The organism is Eudoraea adriatica DSM 19308 (assembly GCF_000382125.1).
GTDB classification, from domain to species: domain Bacteria; phylum Bacteroidota; class Bacteroidia; order Flavobacteriales; family Flavobacteriaceae; genus Eudoraea; species Eudoraea adriatica.
This window is the reverse complement of the sequence record NZ_KB907554.1, coordinates 18,508-37,883: the sequence shown is the minus strand read 5'-3', so window position 1 is coordinate 37,883 and position 19,376 is coordinate 18,508. Positions and strand designations below refer to the sequence as shown.

The 19,376-nt window shown below is 37.0% G+C and carries 19 protein-coding genes; 13 read left to right on the top strand and 6 right to left on the bottom strand.

All coding sequences use genetic code 11. The features are described from left to right. Positions 1-47 precede the first annotated feature (47 nt). The 4 genes from G504_RS0116735 to G504_RS0116720 are packed head-to-tail and all read left to right on the top strand — an operon-like array spanning position 48 to position 2,378. Positions 48-659, top strand: a complete 612-nt coding sequence (locus G504_RS0116735) for an LUD domain-containing protein (protein ID WP_019671352.1) — start codon at positions 48-50, stop codon at positions 657-659. A gap of 1 nt (position 660) precedes the next feature. Beyond that, entirely contained in the window at positions 661-1,464 is an 804-nt protein-coding gene (locus G504_RS0116730) for a phosphatidate cytidylyltransferase (protein ID WP_019671351.1), read from the top strand. After that, positions 1,454-2,125 (top strand): phosphatidylserine decarboxylase family protein, encoded by a 672-nt coding sequence (locus G504_RS0116725; protein ID WP_019671350.1) that lies wholly within the window; start codon positions 1,454-1,456, stop codon positions 2,123-2,125. The genes G504_RS0116730 and G504_RS0116725 overlap by 11 nt, the downstream gene beginning before the upstream one ends. Further along, positions 2,112-2,378, top strand: a complete 267-nt coding sequence (locus tag G504_RS0116720; protein WP_019671349.1) for an acyl-CoA-binding protein — start codon at positions 2,112-2,114, stop codon at positions 2,376-2,378. Before G504_RS0116725 ends, G504_RS0116720 begins: the two co-directional genes overlap by 14 nt. Before the next feature lie 7 nt (positions 2,379-2,385). On the opposite strand, the gene G504_RS0116715 is transcribed toward G504_RS0116720, so the two are convergent. The 4 genes from G504_RS0116715 to G504_RS0116700 all read right to left on the bottom strand — a co-directional run bounded on the left by G504_RS0116715 (position 2,386) and on the right by G504_RS0116700 (position 8,002). Next, positions 2,386-3,153, bottom strand: coding sequence for a creatininase family protein (locus G504_RS0116715; protein WP_019671348.1), 768 nt, complete (start codon positions 3,151-3,153; stop codon positions 2,386-2,388). Positions 3,154-3,162: 9 nt separating this feature from the next. After that, positions 3,163-4,431: a sterol desaturase family protein gene (locus G504_RS0116710; RefSeq protein ID WP_019671347.1), complete on the bottom strand. Its 1,269-nt coding sequence runs from the start codon at positions 4,429-4,431 to the stop codon at positions 3,163-3,165. Between the two features lie 177 nt (positions 4,432-4,608). Further along, positions 4,609-5,202: a hypothetical protein gene (locus G504_RS0116705; protein ID WP_019671346.1), complete on the bottom strand. Its 594-nt coding sequence runs from the start codon at positions 5,200-5,202 to the stop codon at positions 4,609-4,611. A 169-nt stretch (positions 5,203-5,371) separates the two neighbouring features. Next, a complete protein-coding gene (locus tag G504_RS0116700; protein WP_026348652.1) occupies positions 5,372-8,002 on the bottom strand; it encodes a valine--tRNA ligase in 2,631 nt (876 codons plus the stop codon). Between the two features lie 201 nt (positions 8,003-8,203). Between G504_RS0116700 and G504_RS0116695 the strand changes: the two genes are divergently transcribed. Further along, positions 8,204-8,590: a DUF1573 domain-containing protein gene (locus G504_RS0116695; RefSeq protein ID WP_019671344.1), complete on the top strand. Its 387-nt coding sequence runs from the start codon at positions 8,204-8,206 to the stop codon at positions 8,588-8,590. 59 nt (positions 8,591-8,649) lie between these two features. On the opposite strand, the gene G504_RS0116690 is transcribed toward G504_RS0116695, so the two are convergent. Continuing rightward, positions 8,650-9,957 (bottom strand): aspartyl protease family protein, encoded by a 1,308-nt coding sequence (locus G504_RS0116690; protein ID WP_240473059.1) that lies wholly within the window; start codon positions 9,955-9,957, stop codon positions 8,650-8,652. A 179-nt stretch (positions 9,958-10,136) separates the two neighbouring features. Between G504_RS0116690 and G504_RS0116685 the strand changes: the two genes are divergently transcribed. The 8 genes from G504_RS0116685 to G504_RS0116650 all read left to right on the top strand — a co-directional run bounded on the left by G504_RS0116685 (position 10,137) and on the right by G504_RS0116650 (position 18,337). After that, positions 10,137-11,330 (top strand): pyridoxal phosphate-dependent aminotransferase, encoded by a 1,194-nt coding sequence (locus G504_RS0116685; protein WP_019671342.1) that lies wholly within the window; start codon positions 10,137-10,139, stop codon positions 11,328-11,330. Further along, a complete protein-coding gene (gene murB, locus G504_RS0116680) occupies positions 11,327-12,343 on the top strand; it encodes a UDP-N-acetylmuramate dehydrogenase (protein ID WP_019671341.1) in 1,017 nt (338 codons plus the stop codon). Before G504_RS0116685 ends, murB begins: the two co-directional genes overlap by 4 nt. A gap of 231 nt (positions 12,344-12,574) precedes the next feature. Next, a complete protein-coding gene (locus tag G504_RS0116675) occupies positions 12,575-13,141 on the top strand; it encodes an RNA polymerase sigma factor (RefSeq protein ID WP_019671340.1) in 567 nt (188 codons plus the stop codon). Then, a complete protein-coding gene (locus G504_RS0116670; protein WP_019671339.1) occupies positions 13,138-13,896 on the top strand; it encodes an anti-sigma factor in 759 nt (252 codons plus the stop codon). Before G504_RS0116675 ends, G504_RS0116670 begins: the two co-directional genes overlap by 4 nt. A 74-nt stretch (positions 13,897-13,970) precedes the next feature. Beyond that, a complete protein-coding gene (locus G504_RS0116665) occupies positions 13,971-14,183 on the top strand; it encodes a hypothetical protein (RefSeq protein ID WP_019671338.1) in 213 nt (70 codons plus the stop codon). Between the two features lie 38 nt (positions 14,184-14,221). Next, complete coding sequence (locus G504_RS0116660) at positions 14,222-14,788, top strand: RNA polymerase sigma factor (protein WP_019671337.1); 567 nt, start codon at positions 14,222-14,224, stop codon at positions 14,786-14,788. Positions 14,789-14,879: 91 nt separating this feature from the next. Next, positions 14,880-15,755: a lipoyl synthase gene (gene lipA / locus G504_RS0116655; protein WP_019671336.1), complete on the top strand. Its 876-nt coding sequence runs from the start codon at positions 14,880-14,882 to the stop codon at positions 15,753-15,755. Positions 15,756-16,114: 359 nt separating this feature from the next. Continuing rightward, positions 16,115-18,337 carry a response regulator gene (locus tag G504_RS0116650; RefSeq protein WP_019671335.1) on the top strand — a complete coding sequence of 741 codons (2,223 nt, stop codon included), beginning with the start codon at positions 16,115-16,117 and terminating at the stop codon, positions 18,335-18,337. Here G504_RS0116650 and lpxK read toward each other — a convergent pair. Then, entirely contained in the window at positions 18,317-19,324 is a 1,008-nt protein-coding gene (gene lpxK, locus G504_RS0116645) for a tetraacyldisaccharide 4'-kinase (protein ID WP_040444401.1), read from the bottom strand. The genes G504_RS0116650 and lpxK overlap by 21 nt on opposite strands. Positions 19,325-19,376: the final 52 nt, after the last annotated feature.

Genomic DNA, 19,376 nt, shown 5'->3' with positions numbered 1-19,376 from the left:
GCGTTTTTTTAAATAAATCGAATATTATTTGAAGATTAAATATATCGATGGGTCTATTTGACAAGCTATTTGGCGGTGGTAAAAAGAAGGTTTCCAAAGAAACAGTGGAAACCAGAGGAATGCATATGCCCGACTTAAATATTCCTGTTGATGAGAAGTTTACCATTCATTTTAAAAAGAATGGCGGTAAATTTATTTATTGCGATTCTTTCGATGAAGTTTCTGAAGCTTTAAAAAATATAATTGAAGAAAATCATTGGGAGGAGGAGCCCTTCTTTGTAATGAATCCCCGATTAAAAGAAAAATTTTCCAAAGACAACTTAAGGTTTACAGATAAGGCAAACGACAGTGAAATTTTCTTCACTACTTGTGAGCATTTGGTTGCTCAAAACGGATCTATTTTGGTTTGCTCCAATCAGCTAAAAGAAAAAAAGCTCAATGAAGTTCCTGATAATGTTATTGTTTTCGCCACAACCAGTCAGTTGGTAGAAACTATTGGCGAGGGGTTAAAAACAATCAAAAAAAAATACAGACAAGGTATTCCAGCAAATATTACTACTATTAAGCATTTTCAGGGAACTGAAGAAAATGCCAATGATTTTCTAACCTACGGAAGCAGCACAAAGCACTTGTATTTATTACTTATGGAAGACCTTTAGTATGAAAGAACTTCTTAGGCGATTATTGACCGGAGCTGTTTATGTAGTATTACTTCTTTCTGCCGTTTTTCTAAGTTCAGATGCGTTTGATTTTCTTTTTATGGTTTTTGGCCTGGCATGTTTGTATGAATATAAACGTCTGGTATCCCTACGGGGATATTATATTTTTATAGCATATCTGGGCCTTTGGTGGGCTTATATATATCTTATAGACGACAAAGTATTGATCAATCTGCTCATGTTTCTTACTATCATAGTTAACTTCAGTTTGATTTACTACCTATTTTCTAAAAAGAAAAAAATCTATTATAATTACGAAAAATTTATTGCAGGTCTTTTCTATGTTGGCGGGGGATGTATTTTTTTAACTATGATCCCTTATAAGGACAATGAATTTGCGAAATACCTGATTATGGGAATTTTTATTTTAATTTGGGTCAATGATTCATTTGCCTATATAGTGGGCAAAACATTGGGTCGCACAAAATTATATCCAAAGGTTTCACCTAAAAAAACTATTGAAGGGACCCTGGGAGGTTTGGTTTTTACTTTGGGAGCCGCCTATATAATGGCGAAATACGAGGATATAGTAAATCCGGCTCAATGGGTTATATTGGCCGGAGTTATAGTATTAACAGGGAGTTTAGGTGACCTTGTTGAATCTAAATTAAAGAGACAGGCCGGTGTTAAAGATAGTGGTGCTATTTTACCGGGACATGGCGGTATGCTGGATCGTTTAGACAGTTTAATATTTGCTGCCCCTTTTGCTTATTTAACTTTAATGTTGTTTTCATATGTTTCATAGAGAAGGCCAGAAAATAATACTTACAACATTTTTTAGCGTTTGCGTTATCGTTGTATTGGCTCATTTTTATATAGCTGAACCCTGGGTAAAGTATGCAGTTCAAATTCTGGCTTTAATACTGTTAATTTTTATTCTTCAGTTTTTTAGAAACCCGAAGAGAGTTATTAATAAAAATTTTAATGATATACTGGCTCCCGTAGATGGTAAGGTGGTTGTTATAGAAGAAGTAGCTGAAGAAGAATATTTTAAAGACAGGCGCATACAGGTTTCCATATTTATGTCACCCACCAATGTGCATATAACGCGTTACCCTTCCAGCGGGGTAATTAAATACTCCAAATATCACCCCGGCAAATACCTTTTTGCCTGGCATCCGAAATCAAGTGAAGAAAATGAACGCACCACAGTTGTGATTCGTACTCCTAAATTCGGGGATATTCTTTACAAACAAATAGCAGGTGCCATGGCAAGACGCATTATAAATTATGCGGAGATCGGAGAAAATGTGCAGCAAGGCGAAGATTCCGGCTTTATTAAATTTGGGTCAAGAGTAGATCTATTATTGCCCTTAGACAGCGCTATTACAGTAAAATTAAATCAGAAAGTTGTGGGTGGCAAAACCTGCATCGCCACAACTTCTCATGAGGATGAAGAATCATAAATTAAATAGCGATTTTTTAGAGGCCGTACAGCTGGTCAATAACTATAAACAGCCTTTGCCGGCAGATTTGCTATTAAAATTATATGCTTACTACAAAATTGCAAACAAAAACTACAATAACCCGGGGAGTAAGACCCCATTAATAAATGCGTTTAAGGCAAATGCTTTGATTCAGGCGCAGAATATTGATCGCGAAGAAGCTATGAAATTATATATTAATCTGGTACGAAAGGAGATAATTAAAAAGCAATAAGGAGTTTTTATTCATAAAGATCTTTTATATCAGCTTTGCATAAATCATATATTAAATTTCCGAATTTTAACGAAATATCTTTAAAGAACCGCTCACCTTTTTCTCTGGTTGCAAGTTCCGGATTCCCCACACCTGTATCTTCACTTATTTCTGACCATTTCCGTTCTGCCCATATCCATCCTTCGCTGAATGCCTTTATCTTAAATTTTTTGGATTTACCACTACCCCATTTTTCTTTTGGTAACACCAGTTCAGGTTTTAAATACAACATAAGACTCGTCTCCATTTCCTCTGCATGATCACCTTCGTTTTCAAAGTAATCCGGTCTGTTCATAGTCTGAAACCAATTAGAGAAGCATATAAACATATCAGGAAATTTTAATCCTAATTCTCTAACCAAAGGCTTAAAATTATTTCCCCCATGACTGTTAAAGATCAGAAGCTTTTTTATGCCCTGCCTACTCAAGGTTTCTATTACGTCGTTTAAGATGGCTAATTGTGTTGTGGGATAAAGATTAATATCTAAATAGATATCGGATTGCCCTGTATTTACTCCAAACGGCACTGTGGGTAAAACAATTGGTTTTGCACCCTTTTCCCAGGCAATTTTAGCCGAAGCAGCGGCCAGATAATCGGCTTCATAATTATCTGTGGCATATGGCAAATGATAATTATGCGCTTCTGTAGCTCCCCAGGGGAGAATTGCCATATCAAAATCTTCAACTTTGTTGGCTTCCCAGTTCGATTCTGCAAGTATGTAAGGTCGTATCCCCATAAGCTATTTTTATAAAACTGCATTGGCAGTTAATGATTCTCTTTCTATGTAAGTAAAATAAACACCTCCTATTATTGTAAGAACAAAATATAATGCTACCAAAAAACTCCCGCCCGGAACCAGTGCATTAATACCAAACCAATCTCCTGTAAAAGAAATGAGAAAAAGCCCAAGTATTCCTCGAAATAGTTCAATCCATACCGCACTTTTTTTTCTATCCATAAGGGTGGTATAGCCATATATTCCAATAAATACAAATGCTCCGAAAGTAATTAAACCGTTAAATCCAATTTCAGAATAATTATAAAACATAAATAGTAATAATATTAAAGTAGCCAGCATTTGAAAAATTACATACCCTTTAAAAGCACGAGAAGCGCTCGTTTGATAACGTTGAAAATGATATACATCCTCAACGACACTCAAAGGAAAATTCTCTTTAACATCAGCCGGCCTCCAACCTGTGGGCATAAACCAAATTCTTACCTTATCCCAATAGTTCTTCGCACGCCACGCATCTTTAATTAAACGCCAGATATGCTGAAAATTAATAAGTAATGGATTCCAGGTGCGTGCAGGCTTCAAAATACCATATTGCGGTGGCACCGTTACCAGTTCTTCCTGAAAAGTACCAAACAAACGGTCCCATATGCATAATACCTGACCAAGGTTTTTATCAATATATTCCGGGTTTATTGCATGGTGTACCCTATGTTGAGATGGCGTAACAATTATATATTCTAACCAGCCCATTTTCTTTATGTGCTGCGTATGATACCAAAATTGAGCAAAAAGATGAATTGGGGCCAGGATAGCAATAATTTTTGCAGGTACTCCCAGAAGAGCGGCTGGAAATAATAAAAGAGGAAAATAGCCTATTAAATTGGAAACTGACTGGCGCAATGCGCATGCCAGGTTAAATTCCTCACTACTGTGATGAATAACATGTTGATTCCAAAAAAAGTTAATGTGATGGCTAAGTCGGTGATTCCAGTAACCGGCAAAATCAATTACAATAAAAGCAATAACCCAAACTAACCAAGTGGCTTTTATCTCTGTCAATGCAAGGTGTTCTAATAAATAAGGATAACTGACAATAATGATTCCCAGACCAAGGGAATCCTTTAAAATATTGGTAAGACCGGAACTAATACTACTAACCGTATCCAGAACCTTATACTTTTGATTTTTAGCAAAGTAGCCGTAGAGTATTTCTATACCCAGTAAAAAAATAAAAAAAGGAATGGCATAAAGGAGTGCAGTTGCGTAAGATTCCATTTAATAAATATGCTTAACTCAAAGATAGAAAAATTCATCAATTACCTGTTATGGTAAAATTATCCTCTCCCCTGATTTAAATTTTTGGGGTATTAAAAAGCAAACCCTTATTCTTAATTCCCGGCAGTTAAATCTGCGCTACTAATAAAACTTAACTTAGATTTTGGGATCTGCCTTCTAGTTGAATGGGCCTACCATTATATGTGCTCTATGGGTCCCGGGATCCATAAGCCATGGCATACCCGGTGCGTGAGGTTTGCTGGGAAGCCCTGTAGATTCTGTCGTGGCAAATGGTGTATAAATTACATATCGAAACTTCCCGTCTTTTAAATCCCCTGTAGTTTTATCATAATTTTCATCCGTACCATAAAATATGTACATCATGCTGGGTTCTTCGGGCATTTTCAGCTTGCCCGAAGCCACTTCTTCACCTCGGATTTCCCGTTTTTCCTTAAAGTTTTTACCCTGAGCCGTAAGCTCTCTTCCTCTGGCCATAAAAGGTTCTAGTTTCTTGTAGTAGCAGCTGACACTAATCCCTTCTTTGGTTGGATCATCAGCCAGGCAGACGAGGTTATTGTTTCCTTTACGCAAAACAATCAATTTACCCTCTTTATTATAGCCATATACCATGGCATCTGCTTTGGCTTCATCAGGTGCCGGTAAGACCGCTGTTTTTATTTGAATCTCCGCAGGTAAAATTTCCAAAGATTCCTCCTGGGCCAATGCAATCCCCGAAATAAACAGGAAACAGGCTAATAATGATGTTTTCATATGTCTTAGTTTGCTATTAAAGATAAACATAGGAAAGGATATCCTCAAAAAATAATCTTTAAATTATTGGTCAGGAAAGGCCCCAATGGAAATACCGGGCTTCCAATTACATTCCAAAGCATATAAAGCCGTTCAGAGCGGTAAGGTGGATCCGATTACATAAATCACTTCACTCCAAATTACTTAGACTTTTTTCGAGCGTCAGGATTTTTGCCTCCGCATCTGCTGCTTTCTTTTTTTCCATGGAAACAACAGACTCCGGGGCATTGTTCACAAACCTCTCATTTGCCAATTTTTTATTTACAGATTCTAAAAACCCTTTAGTGTATGACAGTTCTTCCCGGATTTTCTTAAGTTCAGCTTCTATATCCAGCATTCCCGAAACAGGTATAAAATATTCATTGCTTCTAACCCTAAACGACAGGGCGCCATCAACAGCCTCGGTTACTGTATTGATTTGTCCTACATTAGCCAGTTTTTTTATAACCACATCCCAATCTTCGTTTATTCCTTCCTTATTCAGAACTGAAAGGTCCAGAGTTTCCTTTAATGGAATATTCTTCTCCTTGCGGATATTTCGGATACCCGATATTACCTCAGCAGTAAATTGAAATGCATTAATGTGTTTGGAATCAAAATGTTCTGAATTCGGCCACGAAGAAATAACCAAAGCCTCAGATGGTTTGCGATCCGAAATACGTTGCCATATCTCTTCAGTTAGAAAAGGCATAAATGGGTGCAGCAGTTTCAAATTATTCTCAAATATCGCTAAGATTTCAGTGTAGCTTTTCTTATCTATCGGTTGCTGATAGGCGGGCTTTACAATTTCGAGCAACCAGGAACAAAAATCATCCCAAACCAGTTTGTAAATCGCCATTAAAGCTTCAGATATTCGATATTTACTGAAATGGTCCTCAATCTCCATAAGTGCCTGATTGAATCTGGCCGTATACCATTCAATTCCTTTAATGGAAGATTCAGGTTGTGGTATTTCGGCAATCTCCCAGCCCTTTACAAGACGAAATGCATTCCATATTTTATTGGCGAAGTTTTTACCCTGCTGGCAAAGTGCTTCATCAAATAATAAGTCATTCCCTGCCGCAGAACTCAATAGTAAACCAACTCGAACGGCATCTGCCCCAAATTTTGAAATTAACTCCAGAGCGTCAGGCGAATTCCCAAGAGATTTAGACATTTTGCGTCTTTCTTTATCACGGACTATACCGGTCAGATAAACATTGTCAAATGGTCTTTCTCCCCTAAATTCATAACCGGCAATAATCATCCTTGCTACCCAAAAAAACAAAATATCCGGTGCGGTAACCAGATCGCTTGTTGGATAATAATAAGCAACCTCTTCGTTATCCGGCTCCATGATACCACCAAAAACACTTATTGGCCAGAGCCATGAAGAAAACCAGGTGTCCAATACATCTTCATCTTGTTTCAGGTCCTCTATGGTTAGCCCAACATTCCCTGATTTATCTTTTGCTTTAGCCAAAGCAGCCTCTATTGATTCTGCAACAACGAAATCATTTTCGCCATCTCCATAATAATATGCCGGTATTCGCTGACCCCACCATAGTTGACGGGAAATGTTCCAATCCCTTATATTCTCCATCCAATGGCGATAGGTGTTTTCAAATTTTCTTGGATAAAATTTGACCTCTCTGGTTTCCAAAACGGCAGACAGTGCAGGCTTTGCCAAATTTTCCATCTTAAGAAACCATTGATCGGAAAGTCTGGGTTCTATAACAACTTTTGTTCTTTCGGAAGTCCCTACTTTATTAACATAAGGTTCTACCTTTGTTAAAAAGCCTTTTTCTTTTAATTCTTTTACAATTGCTTTTCGGGCATCAAACCTATCCATTCCTTCATAGTGCATTCCGAATGAATTCAGGGATGCATCTTCATTAAAAATATCAATGGTCTCCAGTTGATGTTTTTCACCAAGAAGTTTATCGTTTTCGTCGTGTGCAGGGGTAACTTTTAAACAACCTGTTCCAAATTCCATGCTAACATATTCGTCTTCAATTATTGGAATTACCCTGTTGCAAATAGGTACGATTGCCTTTTTACCTTTTAAGCCCCGGAAACGATCATCATTTGGATTAATGCATATGGCTGTATCCCCCAAAATGGTTTCGGGCCTTGTAGTAGCTATGGTTACTTTGTCATCAGAACCTTCAATGGTATAGGCAAGGTAATATAATTCGCCCTGCCGTTCTTCATAGATTACCTCTTCATCCGAAAGTGTAGTCTTTGCCTGCGGGTCCCAGTTCACCATTCGGTATCCACGATAAATCAGCCCTTTATCGAATAATTCAATAAAAACCTTAATAACTGAGGCTGACATATCGTCATCCATTGTGAATTTTGTGCGTTCCCAATCGCACGAACATCCCAATTTTTTCAGCTGTTCCAGAATAACACCTCCATATTCGTGAGTCCATTCCCAGGCATGACCCAGGAATTCCTCTCTTGAAATATCCTTTTTATCTATTCCCTGTTCCTTTAGCTTCGCAACCACTTTTGCTTCTGTTGCTATAGACGCATGATCTGTTCCGGGAACCCAGCACGCATTAAGACCAAGCAGGCGTGCTCTGCGTATAAGCACATCCTGAATGGTGTTATTCAACATATGTCCCATATGAAGAACCCCCGTGACATTAGGGGGCGGTATAACTATCGTATATGGCTTCCTGCCATCGGGTTTTGAATGAAAGTATTTATTGTCCAGCCAATAGTCATACCAATGGTCTTCTACTATCTGAGGCTCATATTTTGATGGAATATCCATAATTTCGGTACGGTTTTTGTTCATTCAACCAGGTATCAAAAAATGATTATCACTTAAAATGTTAAACTTGCGATAATCATTTTATTATTTACCGGATTGGAAATACGAAACAAAAATAAGTAACGTTAGAAGATAACAAAAGAATTTTGGATGTTGATACTAAAACATTTACATTTGAGATTCACCCAAAACCAAAAAGTAATGAAAAAAATAGTATTAGTATTATTTGTAGGCCTACTTGCATTAAGTGTAAACGCCCAGGATAAAGCTGCTAAGATTGAATTTAAAACGGAAACCGTGGATTATGGTGTAATTGAAAAAGGCAGCGATGGAATTAGGGTATTTGAATTCACAAACACAGGAACAGCTCCTTTAATTATTAGTAAGGTAAGTTCCAGTTGTGGCTGTACCATTCCTAAAAAACCTGAAGAAGCAATTTTACCGGGTAAAACAGGAGAAATTCAAGTTAAATATGACACTAAGCGCGTTGGACCTATCAGAAAGGCAATAACGGTCATTTCAAACGCCGATACACCTACCAAAGTATTAAAAATAAAAGGTGAAGTGAAAAGCGTGGACGGGAAATAGCAAAAACAAGCCAGTTTAATTATAAATAAAAAAAACCGGAATTTTCATTCCGGTTTTTTTTATTTAAATGCTTTCTTTAATACAAATGAAAAAAGCAAATCCTTGTTATATCTTTCGATTAGCACCTTTATCCGTTTTCCTTCTTTTTCATTGAGCATTTTCATGACTTCCTGAAGTTTATAACTATGTATTCGCCTACCGTTTACAGCTAAAATTATATCCCCCTCCTGCAAGCCAGCCAATTCTGCCGGACTGCCTGCTCTGATTCCTGAAACAATTATCTCAGGCACTAAACTAAGCCGGGTTTGATTTTCCATGAGAATCTGGACATCTCCAAACTTCCTGTTGCTATTTATCACAAACCCTCTGCTATCCGCAATCCGATCTGCAATATATCTCACCCCATTATGCTGTAATTGCAAACCGCTCATATTGTATTGGAAAGGAGTACTAAAGTGTCTGTTCTTCTTTAAGGTAATTTGTTTAGCAGGATAGTTAAAAACAATATTAAAACGTTTAAGAATCGCCCCGCCAATACTGCCGTTTCTATTGCCGGGAACCACTGATGAGCTAAAAGTCTCCATATCCGGAAATGCTGCTTTCGCCTCCTTTAATGCAAAATCCCCAATATTAATTGAATTTACCTTCGTTCGTTTACCAAATATGCTTCCATTTAAGCCTTCTCCTAAAAAGTCCTGATAATTTTGTTCCGGAATACCAAGGCCTTTTTTTTCATCCTTGAAAAGCCATACGGCATCTGTACTGCCTGTATCAATTAAAAGTTTAACCGGTACATCTTTTGTAGTCCCCAAAACAATATTCCCCTCAATATAAGCCCTGTTTCGCCTTATTGCGATAGGTAAAGTCTGTGATTTCTTATTTTCTTTTTCCTTATAAAATTCGGGATCATGAAATTTGATATATTCGGCACTATAATTAATCTCAACAACGAAATCTCTAAAGAGGTCATATCCAATTATTCCATGAATGGGGATGCCAAGACTTGGAGAGAAATTCATTTCCTTATCCAGCACTACATATAAAAGTTGGTTATAATTCCTGATCTCGTTTAAGCGGAAAAAATTATCCTTTGAACTCAGACCCTTTATTGGTTGTCCTCCACCCAGTCCTTTAATTGTGATTTCAGACACATTCCTTAACTGTACAGAGTCCTGATCGGAGACATTAAAAAGTATAGGTTTACTTACTCCTGAATCCAAAATAAATGACAACTTAGCTCCGTTAACCTCAATTGGAATTATAATAAGGTTATTAATTAATTTGAAATTTACTTTTTCAAATTTTTTCCCATTGGACAAACGAAAACCTTGTGATATACCATAAAAGGGAATACACAGAGTTAACACTAAAATAAACTTAAATAATGTCCGCAACTTGCTAATAATTAGTTGAATGTCTATTAAAGATATTAAATAATTACAGAAGTTCAGTATACTTTAACATTCCATTAGATCAACTTATTATATTTAACTTTGTGTTGTTTTGTCCATTATGATTTCCCATTTTTGTTAAAATTTAGAATTGTATGCCAGCGATCTCAAGGAAGGGTCAATTAATGCCCGAATCTCCAATCAGGAAATTGGTTCCTTTTGCGGAAGAAGCCAAATTTAGAGGTATTGATGTAATTCATTTAAATATTGGGCAACCAGATATAAAAACTCCGAAACAAGCTTTGGATGCTGTCAGAAACAACACAATTGAAGTTTTGGCCTACAGCAGGACCGAAGGTTCTGAAACCTATCGGAAAAAATTAAGCGACTATTACAAAAAGCAAAAAATAAATGTCACACACAATGATATTCTGGTAACGACAGGAGGATCAGAAGCTCTGTCATTTACTATGGGTAGTATTGCCGATGAAGGGGACGAAATCATAATTCCTGAACCGTTTTATGCCAATTACAATGGTTTTGCCACAGCAATGGGTATAAAGGTCTCCCCCGTGCTTTCGAGAATTGAAAATAATTTTGCGCTACCTCCTATTGAAGAATTTGAAAAGCTCATTACGCATAAAACAAAGGCAATCCTTATTTGTAACCCCGGAAATCCCACAGGATATTTATACAACAAAACTGAAATTCAAAAACTGGCATTATTGGTAAAAAAGCACAACCTTTTTCTAGTGGCAGATGAAGTATATAGGGAATTCACATACGATGGCAAAGAGCATTATTCTATATTGCGGGAAAACGGTTTGGAAGAACACGCTATCGTCATAGATTCTGTTTCAAAGAGGTATAGCATGTGTGGTGCAAGAATTGGTTGTCTGGTCACCAAAAACAAGGAAATCATAAAGACAGCCCTGAAATTTGCCCAAGCCAGGCTTTCTCCTCCCACATACGCCCAAATTGCCAGTGAAGCTGCTTTAGATACCCCGCAGGAGTACTTTGAAGAAGTTATAGAAGAGTATGTTGAAAGACGTGATCTTCTTCTATCTGAATTGAGCAAAATACAGGGTGTAATAGTCGGAAGGCCACACGGTGCTTTTTACTGTATAGCACAATTGCCTATTGCAGACGCCGACCATTTTGCCCAATGGCTTCTGGAAAAATACAATCTAAATGGCGAGACTGTAATGGTTGCACCGGCTGCAGGATTTTATGCAACTGAAGGAATGGGCCAGAATCAGATACGTATTGCCTATGTTCTCAATAAGGAACGTTTGATTAAAGCAGTTCAAATATTAAAAGAAGCACTTAAAACCTACCGGGCTTTGTGAAAATACAGAAGAATATATCCTTAAAAACATACAATACCTTTGGAATTGAGGCTCTTGCAAGTCACTTCGTAGAAATAACTACAGTTCAGGATCTCAGGGAAGTGCTTAAAAAAGAAGATTACCCGAATAAAATAGTGCTGAGTGGTGGAAGTAATGTGCTTATTACCAACGATTTAAATGCCCTGGTAATCCATCTGAATATCAAAGGCATTACCATACTTACCGAAGATGCTCATAGCGTATCCCTAAAAGTAATGGCCGGTGAAAACTGGCATGATTTAGTAATTTGGACCATTAGTCGTGATTATGGAGGGCTGGAAAATCTATCGCTGATCCCCGGAAATGTTGGAACCTCACCAATACAAAACATTGGCGCATACGGAGTTGAACTGAAAGATTCCTTTGTGAGCTGTGAAGCAATGGATATTGGCACTCAGCAACTCAAGACCTTTTCAAAATCTGACTGCAGGTTTGGCTATAGAGACTCCATTTTTAAAAATGCAGGAAAGGGCAAATACATAATTACCTCTGTAAATTTAAAACTCAATAAACCACCGCATAAACTATATACCTCTTATGGTGCAATAGAATCCGAGCTGAAAGAAAAAAAAATAAAACACCCTACAATTAAGGATGTATCAGATGCTGTAATTGCAATTCGCCGGAGAAAACTCCCGGATCCACTTAAATTAGGCAACAGTGGAAGTTTCTTTAAAAATCCGGTAATCACAAAAGATGTTTTTGCTACTTTCTTAGAAAACAACCCTGAAGCACCCTTTTACCAAATTTCAGAAAGTTCTTATAAAATCCCTGCAGCATGGCTTATTGAGCAATGCGGATTTAAAGGAAAAAGATTCGGTGATGCAGGGGTTCATAAGAACCAGGCCTTAGTATTGGTAAACCACGGAGATGCAAGTGGCCAGGAATTGCTGCAATTGGCAAAAAAAATACAAAATGCCGTTTTAAAGCAATTTGGCATTGTCATTAAACCTGAAGTCAACATAATTGGGTAACAAGGATATAAAATTTCAAAAAATAACCCCCGTAATAGAACTCACGGGGGTTATACCAAACCAAACTAACCAAAAATAAATGTACAATAACCAGTTGTACATTTGTCTAATTAAAATTGAGAAAACGCTTACTTAACAATCAATTTTATAATTTAGCGTTTACACTATATACGGCGCAAAATATTATTTTGGATGCTTTCCCGGCTAATTATTTGATGTCGTTAAACTTATATGAGTACACTATTAGAAAAACATATTGTTGAATTGTTGCATGAACGCAATGAAAAGGCTATTTCATTGCTTTATGAGCATTATGGTGACACACTCTTTGGGGTTGCATTTAAGGTTGTCAGAGATTCAGAACTGGCGCAGGATGTTTTGCAGGAAAGCTTTGTGAAGATCTGGAAAAAATCTGACTCCTATGATTCGTCAAAAGCCAAATTATTTACATGGCTCTTCAGGATAACCAGAAACACTGCTATTGATAAGCTGCGCAGCGTTAACACAAAATCTGATAAAGAAATCCAAATTGATGTTTCAGACGTATATAATCTAGGTGTAGAAAGTATCAGACCCGAGTTTATGGACGTAAAAGAAAACTTGGAGAAGATAGAACATAAATATCACGTAGTGTTGGATGCCCTTTTTTTTCAGGGTATGACACAGCAGGAAGCTAGTGACGAATTAAATATTCCGTTGGGTACTATCAAATCCAGGTTAAAAATAGGATTAAGAGAACTCAAAAAGATTTATGGAAACTCTATGGTACTTTTGCCTCTTTTAAATTTAATATCATGAAAGAAAAAATACGAATATTTTTAGATACTGATTTGCTGGAAAAGTATCTTCTGGGAACAACTACCCCTGAAGAATCAATGCAAGTTGAGCGATATATTGCCATGTATCCTGAAGTAAGAAAAACCTATGATGAGTTACAGGAGAATCTTGAAACATTTGCAAAGATGTATGCCCTTAAAACTCCGGAAGGCCTTAAAGCCAGAATTCTCAATAGAATAAAAGCACAGAATACAGGTAGAAGGAAATTTCAAAGATATGCCGTTGCTGCAAGTATAGCTGCTTTACTTTTCGCAGGATCATCTTATTTCTTCTGGAATCAAAACCAAAATTTACAGGATGAAAATGTAATCGTAAATAATAGGATCAGAACTTTAGAAGAGGATATGAAAGAACAACTGGAAGATGTAAGAAACCAGTTTATTGTTCTGAATAATCCTCAAACTAAAAAGTATGCAGTTAATGGAAATAAAAAGGCGAAGGAATTAAAAGCTGTTGCCTATATTAATCCTGTTAAAAAACTATCCTATATCAATGTAAGGAATTTACCAAATTTACCGGACAACCAATGCTATCAGATGTGGGCCGAAGTTAATGGGGAAATGGTAAATCTGGGAGTCATAAAAAGTGTTGACGATAAAGATCACCTCAGACCTCTGCCCTATGCAGAAAATGCGGTTAGCTACATTACTATAGAGCCTCAAGGCGGAAATGACACTCCTACTGTTAAGAATATTGTAGCCAATATCAGTTATTGAGAAGCAATTTTATATAGATCATATAAAGCCCCTTCCAGGGGCTTTATTTTTGTATCTTTGCATAAATTCTTTTTATGAAGTTGATTTTACTTACCATAGGCCTTCTGGCGCTTGCTTTTGCAGGTATTGCAATTAAAATATGGTCTAAAAAAGATGGCAAGTTTGCCGGTACCTGCGCCAGTCAGAATCCTTATCTGAACAACAATGGCGAGGCCTGCGGTTTTTGTGGTAAACTTCCAGACGAGCAGGATTGCCTAAAAGAAGAGGCTTCTGCTAAGTCATTATAGCGCACAGTGACCTTTAGATTTTTTTAAAAACACAGGGTTTGGATAAAACTGACGATACACTCCAGAGTACCATTGAAAGGGCTAAAGCAGGTAATCAAATGGCTTTTAGTAGTTTACTTGACAGATACTGGAATGATGTATATGGTTTTCAATTGATACGGACCAAAAATGAAAATGATGCCGAGGATATTACAATACAAACCTTTTCCAGGGCTTTTGATAAATTAGATACCTATGATCCGTCATATGAGTTCAAAACCTGGCTAATCACCATTTCCAAAAATTTGCATGTAGACCTTATAAGAAAAAGAAAAAGGAATGTTCTTCATGCCACAGACACCGGAAATAACGAGGCCATTAAAAAGGTTCTTGATGATGCCCCGACAGCAGAAGATCAATTAATAACAGATCAGAATCTTGCCAAACTTCTTCAAAATATTAAACAATTAAAGCCCCATTATCAGAAAGTCATTAATCTTCGGTATTTTAACGAACTAACCTATTCAGAAATAGCCAAAGAGTTAGGTGAACCGGTAAATAATGTTAAGGTAAAATTACTCAGGGCTAAAAAGTTGTTAGCTGAAATTATCAAAAGCAATAGATAGTCTTTTCATTTTGTATTTTATCCTAAAAGTTGAACCCCTGGCTAATTGCTTTTGTTTTTCTATTTGGTCGTATATTTGCTAAAATTTTTCTATGAGCATTGAATCTATTCCACATGTACAACCGCCCAAAGGCAAGCCAAAATGGTTAAGGGTTAAATTGCCAACCGGGAAAAAATATACGCAACTAAGAAGTCTGGTTGACAAGTACGACTTAAATACTATTTGTACTTCAGGAAGTTGCCCTAACATGGGTGAATGTTGGGGTGAGGGGACTGCCACTTTTATGATTTTAGGTAATATTTGTACAAGGTCCTGTGGTTTTTGTGGCGTTAAAACCGGCCGGCCCGAGAATGTGGATTGGGAAGAACCAGAGAAAGTTGCACGTTCCATAAAGATTATGGGAATTAAGCATGCGGTAATTACCTCGGTAGATCGCGATGACCTTAAAGATATGGGTTCTATAATCTGGTCCGAAACTGTGAAAGCTATCCGGAGAATGAATCCGAATACCACATTGGAAACCCTTATTCCGGACTTTCAAGGGCTTGGAACTCATCTGGATCGCATTGTTGGTGTTGCTCCTGAAGTTGTTTCTCACAATATGGAAACCGTAAAAAGACTTACACGGGAAGTGAGGATACAGGCAAAATACGAGCGTAGCTTAGACGTTTTAAGGTACTTGAAAGAGCATGGTGTCAGACGCACCAAATCCGGTATTATGTTAGGCCTGGGAGAACGAGAGTCTGAGGTAATTGAAACTATGGAAGACCTCAGAAAAGCCGGCGTTGATGTGGTTACAATAGGGCAATATCTTCAACCATCTAAAAGGCACTTGCCGGTCAAAGAGTTTATCCTGCCCGAACAATTTTCCAGATATGAGGAATTAGGTAAAAATTTGGGATTCAGGCACGTCGAAAGCGGAGCTTTGGTCAGATCTTCATATAAAGCGCATAAACATATTAATTAAAATATTTGTAAAGTCACTGTTTTTTCAAGGGCTCTAAAGCAGATATAATGTTACGTCATGAATTTCCATCCATTAACCACAGGTTCAGAAGTGGTTTTTTAACATAAAACAGCGGTGATTATTCCCCAAATAAATAATACTTTTAAAAGATTTTTCCAAAATGAGCTAAAAAACGGGGCTTTTTATAAGAAAGAACCTATAGTTTCTGCTTAAATAAACAATAGTTGCCTATCCTAAACGTTTGATTTTAAGGCAAGGTTGATAAAAAATTTAATAATTCTCGAAATATCAAAAAGTTAGATGAGTGCATCAAAATATTTAATGTATTTACTTAACTTAAAAGATTGATAAAAAGTCATTTGAAATTTATTTTCCAACATATCATAATTCGCAAGGCATTGCTCCTGGCAATATACTTGGCTTGTGCTCCTTTTGTCCTGGCCCAGGAGCGAACGAACCAGGTAAATGGTCTGGAAACTTTCTTTAATGAAACCAGAATCTACAAAAACCAAAACAAAATAAATCTTGCGCTGGAATCCCTGGACAAGGCTGCCGCTTTGGCCGAAGAAACCGAAGACGAAAAAGCACTTGTAGATTGTTATCACAAATTTGCCTTGCTTTACATGGAACTGGAAAAAAGGGAAACTACTCTTTTTTATTGGGATCGTGCTACGGTTCTGTTGAACGAACTGGAATATCCATATGGGCACGCGGTACACAAATTCATTGAATCCATCCTACTTTACGATAGCGGCAATAACTTTCAGGCTATTTTTATGCTCAATGAATCCAGGCAACTTACCAATGACCGAAATCTTCTCAACAATATATTGCTACTGGAGGCGAATATTTACCTAAGTATAGAAAAATATGACAGCGCCGCTTTAAATTTCAATTCGCTTGTGGTAAACAATGATGTATTTGAAAAAGAATCCCTCATGGCAAAATCACATCTGGGATTAGCCAAATTATATATTAATACGCAAGATTATGAAGAGAGTATTAAAAACGGAGTCAGGGCATTAGAAATTGCTCAGGCTAACAACTTCTCCAAAGAGGAATTTGAAGCCAACGAATTATTGGGACAGGCGTATGAAAAAAGAGAAAGGTATAATCTTTCTCTTGTACATAACAGAAATCTGTTAAAATTAAAGGATTCTGTTTTTACCATTGAAAAAATTAAGGCCGAGGCCAAAACAGCTGATAGGATTCAATTTGAATTTATGGCTGATGAAATTAAACGCCAGGACGCCAAAATAGAAGAATTAAATGAATCCCGTAACAGATCTGAAATTACCGCGATCCTGACTTCTGCTTTTTTGACTATTATTTCTTTGTTAGCAGTATCTCTATTTAGGAACAATCAGATCAAGTTAAAGACCAATGATCTTTTACAAACTAAAAACAGGGAGCTTCAAACAGCCAGAGATGCTGCCGTTCAGGCCATGGAAGCTAAAACTAATTTTCTGTCTACAGTGAGTCATGAATTGAGAACTCCACTTTATGCCGTTACAGGTTTGGCCCATTTGTTATTGGAAGAGAATCCAAGTGAAAGTCAAAAAGAACATCTTAAGTCTTTGAAATTTTCAGGAGATTATCTGCTTAATTTTATAAACGACATACTGCAAATAAACAAAATAGACGCAGACAAACTAGAGCCTTTAAACATGGAGTTTAATTTGAAAAAAGTACTCGCAGATGTTATTAGCTCATTACAACAAAGTGCCAAGGAAAATAACACAAAAATTATCCTGGAGTATGATGAGGAAATTCCCAAACATTTAATGAGTGACCCGATTAAATTATCTCAAATTTTTATGAACCTTGTAGGTAATGCTTTAAAATTTACGAAGAACGGAGAAGTAAATGTAATAGCGAAACTGATGAAAAAGGAGGAAGAAGAGGTGACTATATATTTTGAAGTTAAAGATAATGGAATTGGCATTTCAAATGAACAACAACAGAACATCTTTGATAGTTTTGAACAGGGCTCAATTCAGATTAACCGGGAATATGGAGGTACCGGCCTTGGACTGACCATTGTTAAGAGTCTGCTGGGACTATTTGACAGTAAAATTCAACTGGAAAGCACTTTGGGTAAGGGTAGTTCATTTTTCTTTGAACTGGATCTAAAAAGTAAAGACAGTGTGATTGATGAAATTCCATTTGAGATAACCCAAAAAGACTATGATTTGAATGGCTTGCATGTTTTAGTTGTTGAAGACAACAAAATAAATCAGGTTATCACCAAAAAAATGTTGAATAAAAGGGGAATAAGCTGTGAGATTGCAGGAAATGGAAACACTGCTGTAGAAATGGCTAATACAAGTCAATATGATGGAATACTCATGGATATACATATGCCCGGAATAAGCGGAGTTGAAGCAACCATTCAGATTCGAAAATTTGATACGGACACTCCAATTATAGCGCTTACTGCCATCTCCCTCGATGACAGCCTGGAAAGTTTTTACGCGGCAGGATGTAATGACGTGGTTACCAAACCTTTTAAACCGGAGGTATTCTATCAGAAAATTGGCGAAAACATCCTTGAACACAAACTAAAGAAATCGGTTACTTAAGTCCTCAAGGCTTTTTTGAATTACCTCCTTACCTCCTCCCAAAAATCGGTGCCTGACAGATATATAGTATAGGTTGTTAACCTTATTCTTTAAACGCATATAATCCTTTTCCGTTGTAAGTACTAAAGGTCTGGAGTTAAAAAAATCGATCTCTTTCCCGGAAAAATAATGATGATCATTGAACTTTCGATGATCAAAACGAATTTCTTCGCTTTTTAGAAATTCCAGTAATGGTTTAGGGTTCGCGATTCCTGTAACCAAAGTAACCTCTTTCTTCTTTAAAGCAAGAATGGACAAATTCGTTTTTGCGCCTTTTAAATTAATGTCGTACTCCAGGGTACAGAATAATACCTTCTGATTCATTTCAGGATTTAGCTCCCTTATGATACTCAATTTTGCTTCATCATCAAGAATGGGCGGGCACTTGGTCACAACAATTAAATCTGCGCGCTTAGAAGCGTTTTTACTGTCTCTTAAATTTCCTGTGGGTAAATACCAGTCCTTGGTATATAACTGTCCATAGGAAGTCAATAAAATGGAAAATGACGGGTTTACTTTTCTATGTTGGTATGCGTCATCTAAAAGTATCAGATCCGGATGCAAGGTAGTTTCAAGTTGCTTAATCCCTTCAATCCTGTCTGTTGCTACCGCTACTCCGACGTCAGGGAATTTAGAATATATCTGTAAGGGTTCATCTCCAATTTCTTCGGCCGTACTGGTTGGTTGTGCCAGAACATACCCTTTTGACTTTCTCTTGTAACCTCTGCTCAAAACTGCAAGTCTGGAACCTCCGGATAAATGATTAAGAAGCCATTCTATCATTGGTGTTTTACCGGTACCTCCCACACTTAGGTTACCAACACATATAGTAGGCGTATTTAATGTAGCAGAAGTTAAAATTCCCGAATCATACAACAGATTCCTGAAATATACCGCCAGGGCATAGATCAATGAAAATGGGAAGGCCAGAATTCTTAGCAGTTGCATAGCAACGAAAATATAATATTTTATCTTTGATGCATGCAAATAGCTAAAAACA

What these genes read in the sequence shown, in the direction of transcription:
- G504_RS0116735 (WP_019671352.1), top strand. Translation starts at nt 48, where the DNA reads ATGGGTCTATTTGACAAGCTATTTGGCGGTGGTAAAAAGAAGGTTTCC.
- G504_RS0116730 (WP_019671351.1), top strand. Translation starts at nt 661, where the DNA reads ATGAAAGAACTTCTTAGGCGATTATTGACCGGAGCTGTTTATGTAGTA.
- G504_RS0116725 (WP_019671350.1), top strand. Translation starts at nt 1,454, where the DNA reads ATGTTTCATAGAGAAGGCCAGAAAATAATACTTACAACATTTTTTAGC.
- G504_RS0116720 (WP_019671349.1), top strand. Translation starts at nt 2,112, where the DNA reads ATGAAGAATCATAAATTAAATAGCGATTTTTTAGAGGCCGTACAGCTG.
- G504_RS0116715 (WP_019671348.1), bottom strand. Translation starts at nt 3,153, where the DNA reads ATGGGGATACGACCTTACATACTTGCAGAATCGAACTGGGAAGCCAAC.
- G504_RS0116710 (WP_019671347.1), bottom strand. Translation starts at nt 4,431, where the DNA reads ATGGAATCTTACGCAACTGCACTCCTTTATGCCATTCCTTTTTTTATT.
- G504_RS0116705 (WP_019671346.1), bottom strand. Translation starts at nt 5,202, where the DNA reads ATGAAAACATCATTATTAGCCTGTTTCCTGTTTATTTCGGGGATTGCA.
- G504_RS0116700 (WP_026348652.1), bottom strand. Translation starts at nt 8,002, where the DNA reads ATGGATATTCCATCAAAATATGAGCCTCAGATAGTAGAAGACCATTGG.
- G504_RS0116695 (WP_019671344.1), top strand. Translation starts at nt 8,204, where the DNA reads ATGAAAAAAATAGTATTAGTATTATTTGTAGGCCTACTTGCATTAAGT.
- G504_RS0116685 (WP_019671342.1), top strand. Translation starts at nt 10,137, where the DNA reads ATGCCAGCGATCTCAAGGAAGGGTCAATTAATGCCCGAATCTCCAATC.
- G504_RS0116675 (WP_019671340.1), top strand. Translation starts at nt 12,575, where the DNA reads ATGAGTACACTATTAGAAAAACATATTGTTGAATTGTTGCATGAACGC.
- G504_RS0116670 (WP_019671339.1), top strand. Translation starts at nt 13,138, where the DNA reads ATGAAAGAAAAAATACGAATATTTTTAGATACTGATTTGCTGGAAAAG.
- G504_RS0116665 (WP_019671338.1), top strand. Translation starts at nt 13,971, where the DNA reads ATGAAGTTGATTTTACTTACCATAGGCCTTCTGGCGCTTGCTTTTGCA.
- lipA (WP_019671336.1), top strand. Translation starts at nt 14,880, where the DNA reads ATGAGCATTGAATCTATTCCACATGTACAACCGCCCAAAGGCAAGCCA.
- lpxK (WP_040444401.1), bottom strand. Translation starts at nt 19,324, where the DNA reads ATGCAACTGCTAAGAATTCTGGCCTTCCCATTTTCATTGATCTATGCC.